The 17,785-nt window shown below is 41.4% G+C and carries 18 protein-coding genes, 1 pseudogene and 1 riboswitch; of the genes and pseudogenes, 11 read left to right on the forward strand and 8 right to left on the reverse strand.

Annotated features, from left to right (window positions below; all coding sequences use genetic code 11):
• Positions 1-25: 25 nt before the first annotated feature.
• On the reverse strand, positions 26-637 hold the full coding sequence (locus QI30_RS02480) for a Crp/Fnr family transcriptional regulator (protein WP_126989368.1): 612 nt from the start codon (positions 635-637) through the stop codon (positions 26-28).
• A 143-nt stretch (positions 638-780) separates the two neighbouring features.
• Between QI30_RS02480 and QI30_RS02485 the strand changes: the two genes are divergently transcribed.
• The 4 genes and pseudogenes from QI30_RS02485 to QI30_RS02500 form a co-directional block, all read left to right on the forward strand.
• Entirely contained in the window at positions 781-1,632 is an 852-nt protein-coding gene (locus QI30_RS02485) for an ABC transporter ATP-binding protein (RefSeq protein WP_199754618.1), read from the forward strand.
• Entirely contained in the window at positions 1,565-2,350 is a 786-nt protein-coding gene (locus QI30_RS02490) for an ABC transporter permease (RefSeq protein ID WP_126989369.1), read from the forward strand. Before QI30_RS02485 ends, QI30_RS02490 begins: the two co-directional genes overlap by 68 nt.
• An 11-nt stretch (positions 2,351-2,361) precedes the next feature.
• The gene (locus QI30_RS02495) at positions 2,362-3,384 is read left to right on the forward strand and encodes an aliphatic sulfonate ABC transporter substrate-binding protein (protein WP_126989370.1); all 1,023 of its coding nucleotides are present in this window, start codon (positions 2,362-2,364) and stop codon (positions 3,382-3,384) included.
• Between the two features lie 328 nt (positions 3,385-3,712).
• A pseudogene (locus QI30_RS02500) lies at positions 3,713-3,985 on the forward strand (IS3 family transposase); the annotation flags it as partial.
• A 156-nt stretch (positions 3,986-4,141) separates the two neighbouring features.
• Here QI30_RS02500 and QI30_RS02505 read toward each other — a convergent pair.
• The 5 genes from QI30_RS02505 to QI30_RS02525 form a co-directional block, all read right to left on the reverse strand.
• A complete protein-coding gene (locus QI30_RS02505) occupies positions 4,142-5,206 on the reverse strand; it encodes a serine hydrolase (RefSeq protein WP_158620938.1) in 1,065 nt (354 codons plus the stop codon).
• Between the two features lie 76 nt (positions 5,207-5,282).
• Positions 5,283-5,816, reverse strand: a complete 534-nt coding sequence (locus QI30_RS02510; protein ID WP_126989460.1) for a VUT family protein — start codon at positions 5,814-5,816, stop codon at positions 5,283-5,285.
• Entirely contained in the window at positions 5,816-6,478 is a 663-nt protein-coding gene (queC, locus tag QI30_RS02515) for a 7-cyano-7-deazaguanine synthase QueC (protein ID WP_126989373.1), read from the reverse strand. Before queC ends, QI30_RS02510 begins: the two co-directional genes overlap by 1 nt.
• Positions 6,479-6,566: 88 nt before the next feature.
• Positions 6,567-7,067: a preQ(1) synthase gene (queF, locus tag QI30_RS02520; RefSeq protein ID WP_126989374.1), complete on the reverse strand. Its 501-nt coding sequence runs from the start codon at positions 7,065-7,067 to the stop codon at positions 6,567-6,569.
• A gap of 81 nt (positions 7,068-7,148) precedes the next feature.
• Positions 7,149-7,195, reverse strand: a riboswitch (PreQ1 riboswitch).
• A gap of 52 nt (positions 7,196-7,247) precedes the next feature.
• Complete coding sequence (locus QI30_RS02525; RefSeq protein ID WP_126989375.1) at positions 7,248-7,706, reverse strand: GNAT family N-acetyltransferase; 459 nt, start codon at positions 7,704-7,706, stop codon at positions 7,248-7,250.
• A gap of 171 nt (positions 7,707-7,877) precedes the next feature.
• Here QI30_RS02525 and QI30_RS02530 point away from each other — a divergent pair, with 171 nt between their 5' ends.
• The 7 genes from QI30_RS02530 to QI30_RS02560 all read left to right on the forward strand — a co-directional run bounded on the left by QI30_RS02530 (position 7,878) and on the right by QI30_RS02560 (position 16,022).
• Complete coding sequence (locus tag QI30_RS02530; RefSeq protein WP_126989376.1) at positions 7,878-9,677, forward strand: sigma-54-dependent Fis family transcriptional regulator; 1,800 nt, start codon at positions 7,878-7,880, stop codon at positions 9,675-9,677.
• A 136-nt stretch (positions 9,678-9,813) separates the two neighbouring features.
• Complete coding sequence (lpdA, locus tag QI30_RS02535; protein WP_126989377.1) at positions 9,814-11,157, forward strand: dihydrolipoyl dehydrogenase; 1,344 nt, start codon at positions 9,814-9,816, stop codon at positions 11,155-11,157.
• 18 nt (positions 11,158-11,175) lie between these two features.
• Positions 11,176-12,144 (forward strand): thiamine pyrophosphate-dependent dehydrogenase E1 component subunit alpha, encoded by a 969-nt coding sequence (locus tag QI30_RS02540; RefSeq protein WP_126989378.1) that lies wholly within the window; start codon positions 11,176-11,178, stop codon positions 12,142-12,144.
• Positions 12,145-12,162: 18 nt separating this feature from the next.
• On the forward strand, positions 12,163-13,191 hold the full coding sequence (locus QI30_RS02545; RefSeq protein ID WP_126989379.1) for an alpha-ketoacid dehydrogenase subunit beta: 1,029 nt from the start codon (positions 12,163-12,165) through the stop codon (positions 13,189-13,191).
• A gap of 12 nt (positions 13,192-13,203) precedes the next feature.
• On the forward strand, positions 13,204-14,391 hold the full coding sequence (locus QI30_RS02550) for a dihydrolipoamide acetyltransferase family protein (protein ID WP_126989380.1): 1,188 nt from the start codon (positions 13,204-13,206) through the stop codon (positions 14,389-14,391).
• Between the two features lie 18 nt (positions 14,392-14,409).
• Entirely contained in the window at positions 14,410-15,186 is a 777-nt protein-coding gene (locus QI30_RS02555) for an acetoin reductase (RefSeq protein WP_126989381.1), read from the forward strand.
• 95 nt (positions 15,187-15,281) lie between these two features.
• Complete coding sequence (locus QI30_RS02560; protein ID WP_126989382.1) at positions 15,282-16,022, forward strand: MerR family transcriptional regulator; 741 nt, start codon at positions 15,282-15,284, stop codon at positions 16,020-16,022.
• On the opposite strand, the gene QI30_RS02565 is transcribed toward QI30_RS02560, so the two are convergent.
• Positions 15,979-16,653: an ATP-binding domain-containing protein gene (locus QI30_RS02565; protein ID WP_126989383.1), complete on the reverse strand. Its 675-nt coding sequence runs from the start codon at positions 16,651-16,653 to the stop codon at positions 15,979-15,981. The two genes, QI30_RS02560 and QI30_RS02565, sit on opposite strands and share 44 nt — an antisense overlap.
• A 125-nt stretch (positions 16,654-16,778) precedes the next feature.
• Complete coding sequence (locus QI30_RS02570; protein WP_126989384.1) at positions 16,779-17,645, reverse strand: hypothetical protein; 867 nt, start codon at positions 17,643-17,645, stop codon at positions 16,779-16,781.
• Positions 17,646-17,785: the final 140 nt, after the last annotated feature.

The following is a 17,785-nucleotide window of genomic DNA, read 5'->3' on the forward strand; positions in this document are numbered from 1 at the left end:
TAACATATTATAACAATTATACAAATTATGTAAATAACTGTTCGTTCAATAGTTCAATTTTTCCGCGTTCATATGTAATGTATTGAGCCTTACGCCAGGCACTTAAATTTGCAGTCACTTTTTGACGACTACAGCCGATTAGATTGGAGAGCTCCTCATGTGTCATCGGTAATTCAACGAAAGGCCGCCCATTTTTGTAGGTAATAAATTGTTTTAAAAACCAAGCTAAGCGTTCAGGGACCTGTAAATTTGTAATGGCACGCATGAAATTTTGTGTTTCGATTAAGCGCATGGCCATCATTTCACTGAGTGGTTTCCAAAGAATCGGTCGCTGCTTTAGCAATGCCTCTAACTGTTCTTTTGAAAGCGTATAATAATCAACTTCCGTTAAACTTACTGCATAACGAAGTCGTGTAGCAGTATGCGTCAATACCTCTGCTAAGCCATATAAATCGCCAGCTTTTCGAATGGATAGGGTAATATCCTGACCATCTTCGGTTTCTTGACCAATTTTCACCCAGCCTGCTTTTAAATAATAAATATGTGTCGTATTTTCAGCCATTTGAAAAATAGAGCATCCTTTTGGACGCGTATTTTTTTGGCCATGTTTTTCGATGTATGTAATGACTTCTTGCATAAAATCCCTCCCTACTATATTTTACCTTTCTTTTTACAGTTTCGTCACCTAAGTGACAGAATTGTTAGAAATTTTGCTTTAGAATCAGCTATATCATACAAAACATACTAAACTAATAGGTTTTATAAGTAGGAGGTGGCACGATGAATGAACCACATATCGTATTAAGCAATTTACATAAGGCATTTGACCAAAAGGGGCAGGACCCTGTTATTGCATTAGATAAAGTGAATTTAACGATTCATAGGGGAGAGTTTTTATCTCTGCTAGGACCATCTGGTTGTGGGAAATCGACATTATTAAATATTATTGCAGGACTTGATAAACAGACATCTGGCGCTATTGAGGTTAATGGAAAGCCGATTAAAGGACCAGGGAATGACCGTATCGTTGTATTCCAAGAGTCGGGATTATTCCCTTGGATGAGTGTTCTTGAGAATGTGATGTACGGCTTGTTAATTAAAAAGGTACCAAAAAAAGAAGCAGAGGCACGTGCGATGACATGGCTTAAAAAAGTTCATTTAGCGAAATTCGCTCATGCACAGCCACATGAATTATCTGGTGGTATGAAGCAGCGTGTCGCTATTGCGCGAGCGCTTGTGATGGACCCAGAGATTTTATTAATGGATGAACCTTTTGCGGCGTTAGATGAACAAACACGTATGGTACTACATAAGGAATTAGAGTCATTATGGCGTGAAACGAAAAAGACGATTATCTTCGTTACGCATAATATTCGCGAGGCGGTCGTTTTATCCGACCGTATTTTGTTAATGAAAACGCGTCCTGGTGGCGTGAAGCGTGAATATACGGTGCAGGCATCGAGACCGCGCCAGGCGACAGATAGTGTACTCATTGATTTAGAGGGACGCATTTTATCTGAGCTACAGCTAGAAATGGAGAAAGTGTTGAAGGAGGAATTTGGGGATGATTACGACTTTAAGAAGGATCAGCTTCGTGGTAATACTGATAGCCATATGGGAAGCGATATCTAAGTTTGAGCTTTTCCCAGCCTTTATGTGGCCGCCACTTATTATACCGAATGAGCCTGGTGGCGTAACGGTAATAAAAACACTGATTAGCGGCTTAATAGATGGGCAGCTGCTAGAAGCAACAGGCCAATCACTCGGTCGGTTACTTATCGGCTTTATTATCGCCGTCATTTTAGGCACAATTATCGGATTCTTAATCTATAAATCCGAGCTTGTTGATGATACATTAGGCTTCTTCGTATCAACGCTCCAGTCGGTGCCAAATATCGTATGGTTCCCATTAGCTATTTTATGGTTCGGTTTAGGGGTCGAATCGGTATTATTCATTATTATTTTAGGGGCGACATTATCGCTATCGATAACGCTTAGCACCGCCTTTAAAAGTGTGCCACCACTTAATATTCGCGTAGCGCGTACGATGGGCTCAAAAGGATTCCATTTATTCCGCACCGTTATTTTTCCAGCGAGTGTCCCACAATTCATTGCTGGTCTACGTGTTGCCTGGGCGCTTGCATGGCGTGCAGTGCTAGCAGGGGAATTACTAGGTGGTAGTGGCGGTCTAGGGACGTTGCTTGATATGGGGCGTTCGCTACAATCGATGGATTTAGTGTTTGCGATTATGATCATTATTGGTGTCATCGGCACAATTATTGATAACTTTGTTTTTGTAAAATTAGAACGCGCTGTGTTACGTAAGCGCGGTATTCAAGTAGTGAAATAGGAGGAGAATCTATGAAAAAGTTCAACAAATTTTGGCTATTCGCAGTCTTATCGATTGTGACGCTCGTATTAGCCGCATGTGGTAGTGAGGATAAAAAGGGTGCAGCAGAAGACAAGGATAGTGTGAAAGAGGTACGCATTGGGTACTTTCCAAATATGACGCATATCGCAACAATTGTGGCGCTTGAAAAAGGCTTCTACCAACAACAATTAGGCGATGATGTGACCATTAAAACAAATACATTTAATGATGGCTCGGCTTTTATGGAGGCGATGTCAACGGATGCGATTGATTTAGGTACAGTTGGGCCAACACCCGCACTAACAAGCTATATGAAAACACCGAAGCATCAAATTATTTCAGGTGCCGTTAATGGTGGTGCTGTACTTGTGGTCGGCAAGGATTCAGGTATTAATTCTGTCAAAGATTTAGCAGGGAAAACGGTAGCTATTCCAACATTCGGTAGTACACAGGATATTGCATTAATGAAAGCATTAAAAGAGGCAGATTTAAAAGTGAAATCAAGTGGCGGTAACGTAAATACGGTAAAACAAGCACCAGCAGATACCGCAGCATTATTTGTACAAGAGCAAGTAGATGCAGCCGCAACACAGGAGCCTTGGGGCGTAAATATCGAGAAAAATGCGGATGCTAAATTATTATTAGGGCCAGACGAATTCGCGTGGGGGAAAGAATCAACAAATACGGTTGTCGTTGCACAAACAGATTTTACATCTGCAAATCCTGAAACGACGAAAAAAGTGCTAAAGGCACATGCAGAAGCCGTCGATTTCATTAATGATAATCCAGAAGAAGCCATTGATTTATTTTTAAAACATGTGAAAGATATTACAGGTAAAGAGCTATCGAAAGAAGAAGTGACAGAGTCATTCAAACGTTTAACACCAACAACGGATGTTAATGAAAAAGTGCTTCAAGAAATGGCGACGATTTCAAAAGAAGCGGGCTATATTTCAAAAGATGATATTAAAGGCTTCGTTGATTTAAGCTACTTAAAAGAAGCAACGAAATAATATGAAAAAAGGAATCGCGATTAGGAACTGACCTAAAAATCTGAGACAATATAAAAAGAAAAAGACACGTTCAAGGGTATACAATCTTTGGAGGTGTTTTTTGATGGAAAAAAAACAAACGTATTCATACGAAACAAAAAGGAAAGCCACTCGAGATAAAGTTGGCAAATGTTTCAGTGAATAAAATGATACGCAGATTTATCAATGGGTGAAGTGGTATCAAGACGGAGAGGTGCATCGATTACAACAGCCTCTTGGAAAACAATACAGCTATGGAAAAGGACCATTTCAAGAAGATTTAGATGAAGGGATAGCGCATAACAATCCGCAAGCAGTCAAAGAAAAAGGCGTTATCATGAGCATGTCTCGCAAAGGCATGCCCGCTGATAACGCCATCATTGAAACGTTCCACGCCAGTCTAAAGTACGAAACGTTTTATCTTGAAGGGCTTTTGAGAACAACAAATGACCTTGTCGTTCAAACCGTTCAAGCATACATCAACTATTATAATAATACTCGAATTTTAGCAAAGTTAAACCACCTTTCTCCAGTTGAATACCGGAAAAAGGTGGCAAAACAAGAATTTGACGGCGACTCCTAGGGGAGCCCCTAGCATGAGTGGAAGACCCCGCAGTGAGCTTGCGAGCGAGGCGGCTTCCGCCATGCCCCAGGAAAGCGTCCGTCAAATTCAGCTGAAAGAATGTGTCTTTTTCTTTGTCTCACTTTCATGGGTCAGTTCCTCAGCGTGTCCTTCTTTTTATTTCAATTCATCACGCACATACTCACGGAAGCGTGCATCGGTAACGAATTTACCGATGAAGCGGTGAATGGTGCGTTGTAATTTACGTTGTTCTTTTAATGAGTCCGTATTAGCGAAAAAGGCTAATTGCATTGTTGTGCCATTGACCTTAGTTGCATACATCGCCATTGTCAGTACCCATGCAGTAGAGCCACCTTTTTCAGCGTATTGTTTATAGCGGCGCGGATTAACCTTTGCTGTATCAACGATAGGGTCTAATACATCGTAAAAAGCATCGTTGAAAATAGCACGGGTATTTAATTGCTCCATTAATTTTACATAGTCTGCTGTAGATGCTTTTGGCAGGCGATCTGACCACACACGCTGTACATCGAGTGGTAAATAACTCAGTAATTCTTTGCGCTGTTCAGCAGAGAGTTGAGTATTCTTTAGTGTTTCATGGGCTTCTAGAATCCCCGCTTCATATGTGGCTGCATCCATTTGACGCAGTACCTCAGCACCTTGCTCAGGCTTTAATTGATGTGCCTTCATATACATATAAGGAAAATACTGCGATGCAGAGAGCGGATACAACGCCGTTTGGTGAGTGAGTCCCATTTTCTTTGCACATGCATTAATATTATCTAAGCCAAGAAGCTCGATTAAATAATCTGTATTTGCATTCGAGCTATTGCGTATCATGCCTTTTGCGACATCTTCTAATGATACGACTACACCTTCTAGCTGTGATAGCCAGGCGGAATGCGCGCCGCCATCAAGCTGAGGTAAGTAATAATGCTCCATTGCCGTGACAGGAATTTCTTTTTTCGGATTGATCGTGCCTTCCGCAGCTTGACGTGCAAACTCTATTGCAACAAGCCATTTTACCGTACTTGCAAGGGGCATTTGCTGTGTCTCATTGACGCGAACCCATTCTTTATCCTCGAATTGGATGCGAAGAGATACAGTGCCGTTGTCGCGATGGTTTTTAATATAGTTGACTAAATAACGCGGGCTTGGACCACGCATTAATAAGACAGCGACAAAGACAGAAAAAATGATAATTGCGATACCGATTGCCATAACTTTCAGCTCCTTCATACCTCTATTATACGGGAAAAGAGCTAAATAGTTCCATAAAAGCTATGACAACTCTGAATTAAGCCATTTCTCGCATACGTACAGCAGGAAGTTGGCTTAGAATCAATGCACCAATAAGCTGTAAGACTGTCTTGACGATAATTTGCCCGATAATCGCAGCAGGCACCGCTTCCCACGGTAGAATATTCGCACCAAGGGGACTTAATCCGATGATGACAAAGACGGCAGAATCGAGAATACCACCAACAATGCCACTATAAAAGACGCGCCAAGCCATAGGTAGTTTTAGGCGTGAATAAATTTCTGTATCGGCTGTTTCCGATAATAAAAAGGATAGCGCAGACGCCGCAACAATTAATAATGTATCACCAAGAGAAGCGGAAACGATAGCAGATAATAAAAGAGCTAGTGCAATTAAGCCATATGTTTTTTTACGCCCGTATTTATTTTGTACGAGGTCACGTAAAATGAATGTTGCGCCGATGAAGAAGGTCCCCATTGGTACGATAAATATCCCGAAGTGAAAGGGTGCGAGTGACGCGGTGACAACATTGGCTGTTACAATGCAAATTAAATAAAAAATCACACGAATCATGCCTTCACCTTCTTCTCTAAGTACAGCTCAAGCCCGTGCTTTCGTAATAAACAAGAAGGGCATTCCCCACATCCATCGGCGATAATGCCGTTATAACAAGTAAGCGTATTTTGACGGATATAATCAAGCACACCAAGCTCATCAGCAAGCGCCCATACTTCCGCCTTATTGCGCCACATAAGCGGTGTATGTAGAAGCAACTGCTCATCCATGGCCAAATTAATCGTCACATTTAAAGACTTCATAAAATTATCGCGACAATCGGGATAGCCACTAAAATCCGCTTCACTAACACCCGTAATAATATGCTGTGCCCCAATTTGACGCGCTAAAATACCAGCGAACGAAAAGAAGACAAGATTACGTCCCGGAACGAAGGTATTTGGTAACCCACCATTTTCTCCGGCCTGTACGTCGATATCATCTCGTGTTAAGGCATTCGGTGCTAATTGATTTAATAAATCCATATTTAAAATATATTGTTTAACCTGTTGTTCATTAGCAATTTTCGTCGCACAGTCTATTTCAAGCGCATGACGTTGGCCGTAATCAAATGTCACAACTGCTACTTCCTTAAAGCGTTTTAGTGCCCAAAAAAGGCAAGTTGTACTATCTTGACCGCCGCTAAATACGACAAGTGCTTTGTCTCGTTTTTCCATAAATAAGCTCCTCAATGAAAAAAGCGATACCCTAAAAGAGTATCGCTCTCTTAGTTTTTTTTAGATGGTCGCTAAGAACATCTCGTGTTTATCGGTTATCTACTTTTTCAGGGTACATATCATGATTCATTAAGCGATGCATCGCCATGTCTTCATATTTTGTGCCGGGGCGTCCATAATTACACCAGGGATCAATCGATAACCCGCCACGTGGAGTGAATTTACCCCATACTTCAATATAACGAGGCTCTAATAAGTTAATTAAGTCATCCATAATTTTATTCATGCAATCCTCGTGGAAATCACCGTGATTACGGAAACTAAATAAATAGAGCTTCAACGACTTGCTTTCGACCATTTTTTTGTCTGGAATATATGAAATATACACCGTCGCAAAGTCAGGCTGCTTCGTCATCGGACATAGACTTGTAAATTCAGGACAGTTGAATTTTACGAAAAAATCACGTTCCGCATGAAGATTGTCTACTGCCTCTAGTACCTCAGGAGCGTAGTTAAAAGCATAATTTGTGTGTTGATTACCAAGTAATGTTAAGTCACTTAGTCCTTGCTCATCTGTTCGTTGTGTCATGTTACTTCCTCCTTCCGCTAGAAGAAGAGAAAATATGAAAAAAAGCCGTATCCACTATCGGATACGGCATAACTGTCATATGATCCCATAGTTTTTTATAGAGGGTTTCAGCTATGAACCTCTTCTTTTAGCTTTGTGACTTTAATTTATCACAGTTATAAGAATTGCACAATATTTTCTTTAAAAAGAAAGATTGAGACGATAAATCATCCAGGTATCCATCTCTGTAAAGCCATATTTTTGATAAACCGGTTTTCCCATTGTAGAAGCTTCTAGCAGCAAGACCGGCACATGACGTTTTTTCGCTTCACTTACCAATTTATCGAGCAGAGCAGATGCAAGTCCTTGTCCACGATAAGAGGTATGTGTATAAACATTCGTGATATACCCTTTTATACCACTTGCATTCGTATAACTTGGTGGAAAAGCATAAAAAATTACACCGGCTGTTGCAATGATTTCGTCCTGTTCTTCGACAATCCATTGCACAAGCGAATTATCTCTAAAATTGCGCTCAAAAAAAGTATTTAATTCATTGTCAATAATGGTATCCGGCGTACTGCCCTCATCAATTAATTGCCGTTTTCGTAGTTCGATTAAAACCGGAATATCTTGAGGTGTTGCAAGGCGGTATAGCATGGAACCAGCTCCTTTCCCTATTATATAAATGAACATAACAGAAAATTGATACAGCACGCAATGTTAAATACTAGACTTTTCAATTCCTTTCAACGACCATATTTAGTAAAATAAAGCATATACTACTTATCCTTTTGCCAATGGTGAATCGTGTATGAGGAGGGATTTTCAATGAATGTAAAAGAACGTGTTTGGAAAGGTTTTATTGCACAGGATTCAGTTGATTTGACAATTCTCCCGGAGGAAGTGGCAACGTCTTGGCTGCATTGCCGAGCATTAGAGGTTGACCCATATGCACGTAAAAGTGAGGCAATCTTAACGCCGCCCCAGTTACGTGAGCAGCAAAGGAAAAATGAACGATTGATTGCGCTTGTACAGCAGGAACTACGCATGTATGAAGCTTATTTCAAATTACAATTACCCGTTTTTATTTTAACGGATGCAAATGGATACATATTGTGGCGCGACGGTCATGAGGGAACAAAACGCATTGCAAATGACATGTCATTTTCAGAAGGGCATCGCTGGCATGAGCAGGATGTTGGCACCAATGCGATTTCGTTAGCGATTCAGACGGGGGCTGTGATGTCATTGACAGGTTATGATCACTATGCGGTAGGCTCTCATGCATGGGCTTGTACTGCGGCGGCAATTTATGATGAGCATGATAAGGTATGTGCAGTACTAGACATTTCCTCACATTTAAACGATTCTGCGGCAGCACAAGAAGTAAATACGTTTATGAAGCTACTGACAGCAACGATTTCATCCAAAATAAAGTCACGTTATCTAGAAGAGAGAAAGCAACTTGTAGACTATAGCTATCGTATGACACAGCCAGGGGTTGTCTGTGATGAATTTGAGCGTATTGTCAAAATCTCGGCGCAACTTTTTGTTGACGAGGCACAGTGGCAAGGACAACCGATTCATGCACTTTTAAAGGAACAAGTGCTACAAGCATTGCCACAGCCTATTTTTCTAGATGACCAAATGATTGGTTACTTTTATCCGATCGTACAGCAGGAAGAGGAAACAAAACAGTTTTTCTATCAAGGAGTGCCTTCTAAAAATGAAGCATATCGTGCATTTATGGCGCAAGTGGAAAAGGTGGCAAGCAGTCCACTACCCGTGCATATTTATGGGGAGTCAGGAAGTGGGAAAGAAGTCATCGCTAAAACATTACATGAAAATAGCGCCGTTGCGAATGGGCCACTTATAGCGATTAATTGCGGAGCCATTAGTGAAAGTTTATTAGAAAGTGAATTATTTGGTTATGCGCCGGGTGCCTTTACCGGGGCAAATGCGAAAGGCTATAAAGGGAAAATTGCCGAAGCGCATGGGGGTACATTATTTTTAGATGAAGTAGATAGTATGTCAAAGCGTATGCAAGCAGCGCTCTTACGCGTGTTAGAAAATCAAGAGGTGACCCGTATTGGTAGCACGAAGGTCGAGCAAGTATCATTTCGCATTGTGACCGCGAGTAACCGGGATTTACGTGCAGAAGTCGAAGCGGAAAATTTTCGAATGGATTTATTTTATCGACTATATGTTTGTCCGCTATCGATTCCACCATTGCGTGAACGTAAGGAAGATATTTTCGTCTTTATGCAAGATTATTGTATGAAGAAAAATTGGTATCCTTATTGGCTCGCTACTGCCTATGAAGTGGCACAGCACTATGAGTGGTACGGCAATATTCGTGAGTTAAATAACTTTTTAGAGCGGCTACATGTCTATTATGAACATGTAGAACCAACGAGAGAACAACTGCAACAAACGATTGAAATGGGGACAATTGAACGGACAAAAAGAAAGCGTTTGCAACAAAATGTAGCGCCAATGTCTGAGGAGGAGAAGCAATTACGAGCCGTACTTGAACAGCATCATTATCACATTTCAAAGGCCGCCGCTGCGTTAGGAATGGCGCGCAGTACACTGTATCGTAAAATGAAACGCTACAATTTGAAGTGAATTAAGACAAAAACGCAACAATGTGTTGCGTTTTTTTTATTTGTTCAAAAGAAAAATACCGGCGTGACGGCATTTTTAAAGTTGGCATGGTTTTTGCATAAAGAGAGGTGTAGGCAAAAGAATGGAGGGGGTAGCAGTGAAGCACTATGACGTAGTCGTCATTGGCGCAGGACCAGGGGGGTATGTAGCGGCTATTAAAGCGGCGCAGCAAGGGATGCAGGTGGCAGTCATCGAGAAGAAAAAAATTGGCGGCACTTGTTTAAATGTCGGCTGTATACCGTCAAAAGCATATTTAAAGCATGCCGAATGGTTATTAACTATGAAAGAGGCACAGGCATACGGTATTGAACATACAGTTGGGCCAATCCATTTCGACCAATTAGTAGCACGAAAAAATAGCGTCGTAACATCTTTACAAGGCGGTATTCATCATCTGTTTAAGCAAAATGAAATCGCTTACTTTGAAGGAGAAGCAACAATTACGCGCGACAAAACGGTGCAAGTAGGAGCGCAGCGCTTAACAGCAGATAAGCTTCTACTTGCGACGGGCAGTACACCATTTGTACCACCAATCAAAGGGCTTGAAAATGTGCGCTATCATACGACTGATACATTTTTTGATATGACAACCTTACCGAATAAGCTTGTTATTATCGGAGGCGGCGTTATTGCAGTTGAGCTCGCTTTTGCGATGGCTCCGCTTGGTGTCGAGGTCAGTGTATTAGAAGTAGCACCCGATATTTTAGGAACAGAAGATGTGGCGGTTCGTACATTATTGAAAAAGAAATTACAGGAACTTGGCTGTACGGTGCACACCGGCATTACGCTACAACAGGTCACAGCAACAACCGTACACACATCAGTTGGAAACGTTGACTTTGACGAATTATTAGTGGCAACGGGACGCAAAGCGAATCTAGCGCTCGCTACGCAACTTGGCCTAAAGGCGGACCGATTTATCGAGGTCAATGCACATTATGAAACATCGGTGGCTGGTGTATATGCGATTGGGGACGCGATTGGTGGCTATATGCTAGCTCATGCAGCGAGTGCAGAGGGCTTACATGCCGTCGCACATATGACCGGAGCCAATCCAGAACCTTTACAGCAAACACTCATTCCTCGTTGCATTTATACGACACCGGAAGTCGCAAGCTTTGGTTTAAGTGAAGAGGAGGCAAGAGCGAATGGCTATGATGTTCAAGTGAGCAGTATGCCGTTTAGCATTATTGGTAAAGCCATTGCCACGAATGACACAGAAGGATTTGTCAAAATCATTTCTGAAAAAACGTATAACGAAATTTTAGGCGCGGTTATTGTCGGCGCCCATGCGACAGAAATGATCCATACGATAATGGCTGTCAAAAAAGCAGAGGGCTGTGTTGATGAATTGGCAAATTTAACATTTGGGCATCCAAGTCTATCTGAACTGACAGGAGAGGTAGCGAACAGTCTGATTTCACAAGCGATACATGGCTAATTACAAGGAGGAATTACGATGAAAAAACTGACAAAACAAAAAGCGGCATGGATTTATGAAAAAATGAATGATATTCGCAATTTTGAGGATGAAGTACATCGCATTTTCACGAGTGGAGAGATTCCAGGGTTCGTGCATTTATATGCAGGAGAGGAAGCAGTGGCAACAGGTGTTTGTGCACATTTAACAGATGAAGATTATATTACAAGTACACACCGAGGTCACGGACATTGTATCGCAAAGGGTTGTGACTTAAATGGCATGATGGCAGAAATCTATGGCAAGGAGACGGGTCTTTGTAAGGGGAAGGGCGGCTCGATGCATATTGCTGATATTGATAAAGGCATGCTTGGTGCGAACGGGATGGTTGGCGGTGGATTCCCAATCGCTGTTGGTGCAGGACTGCGTAATCAATACTTAAAAACAGACAGTGTAGTTGTTTGCTTTTTCGGTGATGGTGCAGCCAATGAGGGTGGTTTCCACGAAGGCATTAATATGGCGGCGATTTGGAAGCTTCCGGTTATCTTTGTTTGTGAGAATAATATGTTCGCGGAATCGACGCCACAGTCTTATTCATCCGCCTCTAAAACCATTGCGCAGCGTGCGGCGGCGTATGATATTCCAGGTGTCAAAGTAGATGGCATGAACTTAAAAGAAGTATATGATGCGGCAGGCGAGGCGGTAGAGCGTGCGCGTAAAGGTGAAGGGCCAACACTAATTGAATGCCTCACATATCGTAAATATGGTCACTTTGAAGGGGACGAGCAAAAATATAAAGCAAAAGAGGGACCTGAAAAAGAGCATGCAGATACAGATTGTATTGAGCTATTCCGTAAAGAAGCGATTGCAGGACGTTTATTAACGGCAAAACAGGCAGATGATATTGAAGAAAAGTCGCGCCAGGATGTGGCGGCAGCAATTAAGTTTGCAGAGGAAAGCCCTGTACCCCGTCCAGAAGCATTACTAGAAGATGTATACGTAGACTAATAAAAGGAGTGAAGGAACATGACAAGAAAAATTACATTTATGCAGGCGATTAACGAGGCTTTGGATCAATCAATGGATCGTGATAATAACGTGATTTTGCTCGGTGAGGACATTGCCGGTGGCGCAACAATCGACCATCTAGGTAATGAAGGTGCATGGGGCGGCGTATTTGGCGTCACCAAGGGACTGGTTGAAAAACATGGTCGTGAGCGCGTCATTGATACGCCAATTTCTGAGATGGGCTATATGGGTGCTGCGGTAGGTGCAGCAGCAACTGGCTTACGTCCTGTACCGGAATTAATGTTTAATGACTTCCTTGGCTTCTGTTTCGATACATTACTCGCACAGGGCTCAAAAATGCGCTATATGTTTGGCGGAAAAGCGAAAATTCCGATGACGGTACGTACATGTCACGGCGCAGGAGCATCTGCTGCGGCTCAGCACTCAGGCTCTTACTACGGGATGCTAGGCTCGATTCCAGGGATTAAAGTGGTTGTGCCATCTAATCCATACGATGCCAAGGGACTGTTAAATGCGGCAATTGAAGACGATAATATTGTCATTTTCTCTGAGGACAAAACGCTGTATGGGATTAAAGATGAGGTTCCAGAAGATTATTATACAGTGGAAATTGGTAAGGCTAAGGTGAAGCGAGAGGGCAGCGATTTGACGATTGTGACGATTGGGAAAATGCTGTATGTCGCAAATGATGTAGCGGATGCTCTTGAAAAGGATGGGGTTAGCGTAGAGGTGATTGACCTTGTAACGGCGGCACCGTGGGACCAAGACACGATTGTGAATTCTGTGAAGAAAACAGGGCGTCTAATTATTATTGATGAAGCGAATCCGCATAATAATACAGCCACAGACATTTCATCCGTTGTCGCGAATAAGGCATTCGACTATTTAGATGGACCAATTAAATGTGTTTGTGCACCAAATACGCCTGTACCATTTGCAACAAACTTAGAGCAATTATACTTACCGAATAAAGAAAAAGTACTCGATGTAGCGGCTGAATTAATTCAAGATTTAAAAAAATCGTAGGGTGGTGATTGTATGGCAACAGCAATTTTAATGCCAAAGCTTGGCTTAACAATGACAGAAGGTACTGTTGACGCATGGTATAAACAGGCAGGAGATTCAGTTGAAAAGGGTGAGGTCATCGCGACGATTAGCTCGGAGAAATTGACGCATGACGTGGAAGCCCCAGAAGCGGGTGTTTTGCAAATTGTGACAGCAGAAGAACAGGAGCAAGTATGCAAGGAGCCAATTGGCTATGTTGGTGCAGCTGGTGAGGAGGTTGCAAGCGTAGCGGTCCCAGAAGAGCCTGTGATGTCTAATGAAGCTACAGCAGAAGCACCGATTGAAGTGAAAGCGCCAGTAAGACAGCAAGGTACACGTATTTTTATTACACCAATTGCACGAAAAATCGCAGCAGAACGTGGCTATGATTATACGCAAATCCCAGGTACGGGTGGCAATGGTCGTATTACACGACGTGATGTGGAAAGCTATGTACCGGTAGCTGAAGCGGCACCGGTAAAAGCTATCAGTAATACCGGTGAAGGACTAACAGGTATGCGAAAAGTGATTGCAAAACGCATGCACGCAAGTCTTCATGACACCGCACAAGTAACGTTACATCGTAAAGCAAATATTAGCCCATTAATGAAATTCCGCGAAAAAATGAAGAAAAAATTGGGGGACGAAGGCAAAGCATCGCTCGGCATTAATGTCCTGCTAACGCGCGCGGTCGTACTCGCACTAAAAGACCATCCTGAAATGAATGCTTCTTACGCAAATGGAGAGCATACTAAACATGAGGCGATTCATATTGGTATGGCGGTGGCAGTGGATGCCGGCTTAATTGTACCAGTTATGCGCGATGCAACCAATCAATCCTTATCCCAGCTTGCCGATAGCCTGCAAAATGTCGCAACGGGTGCGCGTAATAATACACTAAGCAGTGATTTATTAAGTGGTTCAACCTTCACCATCTCAAATCTAGGGCATGCCGGAGTAGAATATTTTACGCCAATTTTAAATACACCAGAAATCGGCATTTTAGGCGTTGGCGCATTATCTACAAAGCTTGTATTTACTAAAAAAGGCAAAGTGAAAGAACAGCAGGAACTACCACTAAGCTTAACATTTGATCACCAGGTGGTAGACGGAGCACCGGCAGGCGAATTTTTACAAACAATCTGTCAGTATTTAGAAAATCCGTATCGATTGGTGTTTTAGAGGAATGGAGAGATGAATATGTCAAAAGTGGCCGTCGTAACAGGTTCCGCAGGTGGACTTGGTCGAGGAATTGCAGAGCAGCTTATTCAGGATGGTTTTCGAGTAGTGTTACATGATATCAATGAAGTGCTATTGAATCAAACAGTTGAAGAATTAAAGCAGCAAGGTGCAGATGTCATAGGTGTTCCTGGGGATGTTTCTAAACGTGCCGATCAATTTTACGTTGTAGAAAAAGCGGTAGAAGCATTTGGACAACTTGATGTTTTTGTTAATAATGCTGGAATTGATGTCGTGACACCATTTTTAGAAATTAATGAAGCTGAACTTAATCGTGTTTTTGCGATTAATGTTAACGGTGTCGTTTTTGGTACACAGGCAGCGGCGCAGCAATTTATTAAGCAACAAACAAAAGGAAAAATCATTAATGCGTGTAGCATTGCCGGACACGAATCTTACGAGATGCTAGCGACCTATTCTGCTTCAAAACATGCTGTACGCTCATTTACACATGCATCGTCAAAAGAGTTAGCAAAGTACAATATTACCGTCAATGCCTACTGCCCAGGCGTTGCGAAAACGAAAATGTGGGACCGTATTGATGAAGAAATGGTTCGACACAGTGATGGTGCTCTTCAAATTGGTGAAGCCTTTGAACAATTTTCGGCAGGTATCTCACTAGGACGCTATCAAATTCCTGAAGATGTAGGGAATCTTGTATCCTTCCTTGCATCAGATAAGGCAGATTATATAACGGGTCAAGCCATTATTACAGATGGTGGGCTTGTCTATCGTTAATGACCTATTAATAAAAACACCTCCAAAATCATGGAGGTGTTTTTTGATTCGCCTGTATAACTTCGTGATACACTAAAGAAAAAAGTAGGTGTGATATGAATACAAAAACGATAGCAGATTATGCCAATGTTCATGTGAATACGGTCCGGTTGTACGAGCAGTGGAGTTATATTTCCCCTGTGCCGCGTGCCGCAAATGGTTACCGACAATATTCAGCAGTGCATCAACAGCAGATGATGATAGCCCGTCTCGCTTTTCGCCAAGAGCTCATTCAAAATAATTTGCGCAAACGTGCGACTAAAATCGTTCAACTAAGTGGGCGAGAGCAGTTTCAAGAGGCACTGAACGAAGCAACAAGCTACTTCAATCATCTAAAGGCAGAGCATCAATTTGTGCTAGAAGCAATTCATGAGGTAGAACAGCTTTTATGCGAAACGCCTTCAGCGCCTGTGCCACTTCAGACGCATAAACAAATGGCACAGCGGCTTCAGTTAACTGAGGAGACCTTGCGTAATTGGGAGCGTAATGGTCTTTATAAAATTGAGCGAAATCGTCAAAACCGTCGACAATATTATGAACGAGATTATCAAAAGCTACTAATGATTCGTACGCTACGAAGTGCGCATTTTTCGATAGCGGCTATTTTGCATTTATTTGAGCAGCTCGATAACTTTACACCGGGTGTGGATATAAAAAATTTATTAAATAAACCGAAATTTACGCAGTACTTTCTTTATGTGACGGATCAATTAGAACTTAATTTACGTAAAGCCATGACAGATGTAACAGAAATTAAACAGCGTCTATCAAGCTTAATAGCATCAACTCATGCATAGCACGTGTACAGCCGATATAGAGTAGTCCCTTATCATAATCGGTTGTGTAACTTTCTTTAAATGGAATAATGACCGTATCAAACTCAAGACCTTTTGCATATTGAACAGTTGTTAGTAAGGGTTCATTTGTAAAGTGAACGGTTGAACTATCTAAAATAGGTAAGGCAAGCAGCGGCCTTAAAAGCTCTAACTGCTGCTGGTTTTTGCAAATAACAGCAGTTGAGGGAGAAGTTATTTTTTGTGAAATTGTACGTGCAAGTTCTTCAAGCGTAGTACAAGTAAGATCTAAAGGCTCCTCGCCGTGTCGTGCAATAGGCGTCACATTGGCATTCCTAAATTGCTTGGCATACTGCATAATTTCATAAGATGAGCGATAACTCGTGTCAATTAATTTTTCTAATCGCTTTTTCGCAAGCACTTTCGCATGGCCTTGTTTATCGATCATCGAAAGGGTTTGCTGATGATTGTAAATCTCCATTTTATCGAGTTCCGCATGATAATCAATGGTATATTGCTGTAGGTCTTTATAGGCGTCATCTTTTTGTGTCACCGCCTCTGCTGTAGTGGTATACGCTTTTGATAATTCCTCTAAAACATGTGTTAAATACTGTTGCTCTTGTTGTGGTATCATTCGAATTCCTCCTTTAACATCAACTGATTATACGCAGGCATTTGTCGCTGGTGTTAAAGTGGAGGGTTTGATGGCCAAAAAAAAAAGCATCTTAGAATCTAAAGACCCTACGATGCTCGTCTCGTTTACTTTTTCATTAATTTATGACCGCGTACCCAGCCATAATTTTTCGTGCCTTTTAGATTTACATAGACATACACTTTTCCTTGGTATGTTACTTCTTTCAGCATATAAACAGCAGTCCCTTTTTCTAAAGGTTCATTTTCAGCAAAATATTCTGATGAGCCATAGTTGGGTAGTAAATCTGTAGGACCGGTTGTGATGTAAGGTATTTTTTGTGTTGCCTTACTATATGTTTTAGTCGCATTAATTGGTAATTTTTTAAGTAATGATTTTGGCATGTAGCCAACATATTCACGGTAACCAGCATCCGCCACTTTCACATAGGTTTTGCCGTTAATATTACGTTTTCCTAAGATAATAACACGAGTGTCGTTATCGATGACATTGTTTTCTGTTTGCGTGATACCAAGACGGTAATTTAAGCGTAAATTATATGCTTTTGTTGGTGTATATTGTTCGACTATACCTAAATCGTCAATATGGTTTAATTTTTTATAGGTACCGTAACGATTTTTAATAGCTTTTACGTGGATTGCCTTTACATAGCCTGTATAAACTACGGTATCGTCAATTTCGCCCCATAAAAGGTCTTTTAAATCTGCATTGTAGTTGGTGAATTTTACTTTATAGTAAGAAACACCATTAATTTTAACTTTTTTCGTCACTTGTATGTATTGATTTTTAGGGATTTTAACAGCTACTTTTTTTAATGAAGTAGCGCTATAAAGTGATGTTGTTTTAACCGCTTTATAATCTGTTTTTGCTTGTGTCTGTGTTGCGGCCTGTACGGTTGTCTCTGTGCTAAAAGGTGCTATGCTTGACGTCACAAGAGCAGTTGCTAAAAGTGCCGTACCGATAATTTTTTTCATATTTTAGGTCCTCTTTTCTCTATAATTTACCAATTATAATAAAATTTTATCATTTAATTAGTTTGCTGAGAAAGTGTATAAGGATATAGAAATCTCACTTGCTTTTTAAATAAAAAAGCCTATATAAATGAGGGCGGGAC

It is taken from the genome of Candidatus Kurthia intestinigallinarum, assembly GCF_003991225.1.
Classification (GTDB): domain Bacteria; phylum Bacillota; class Bacilli; order Bacillales_A; family Planococcaceae; genus Kurthia; species Kurthia populi.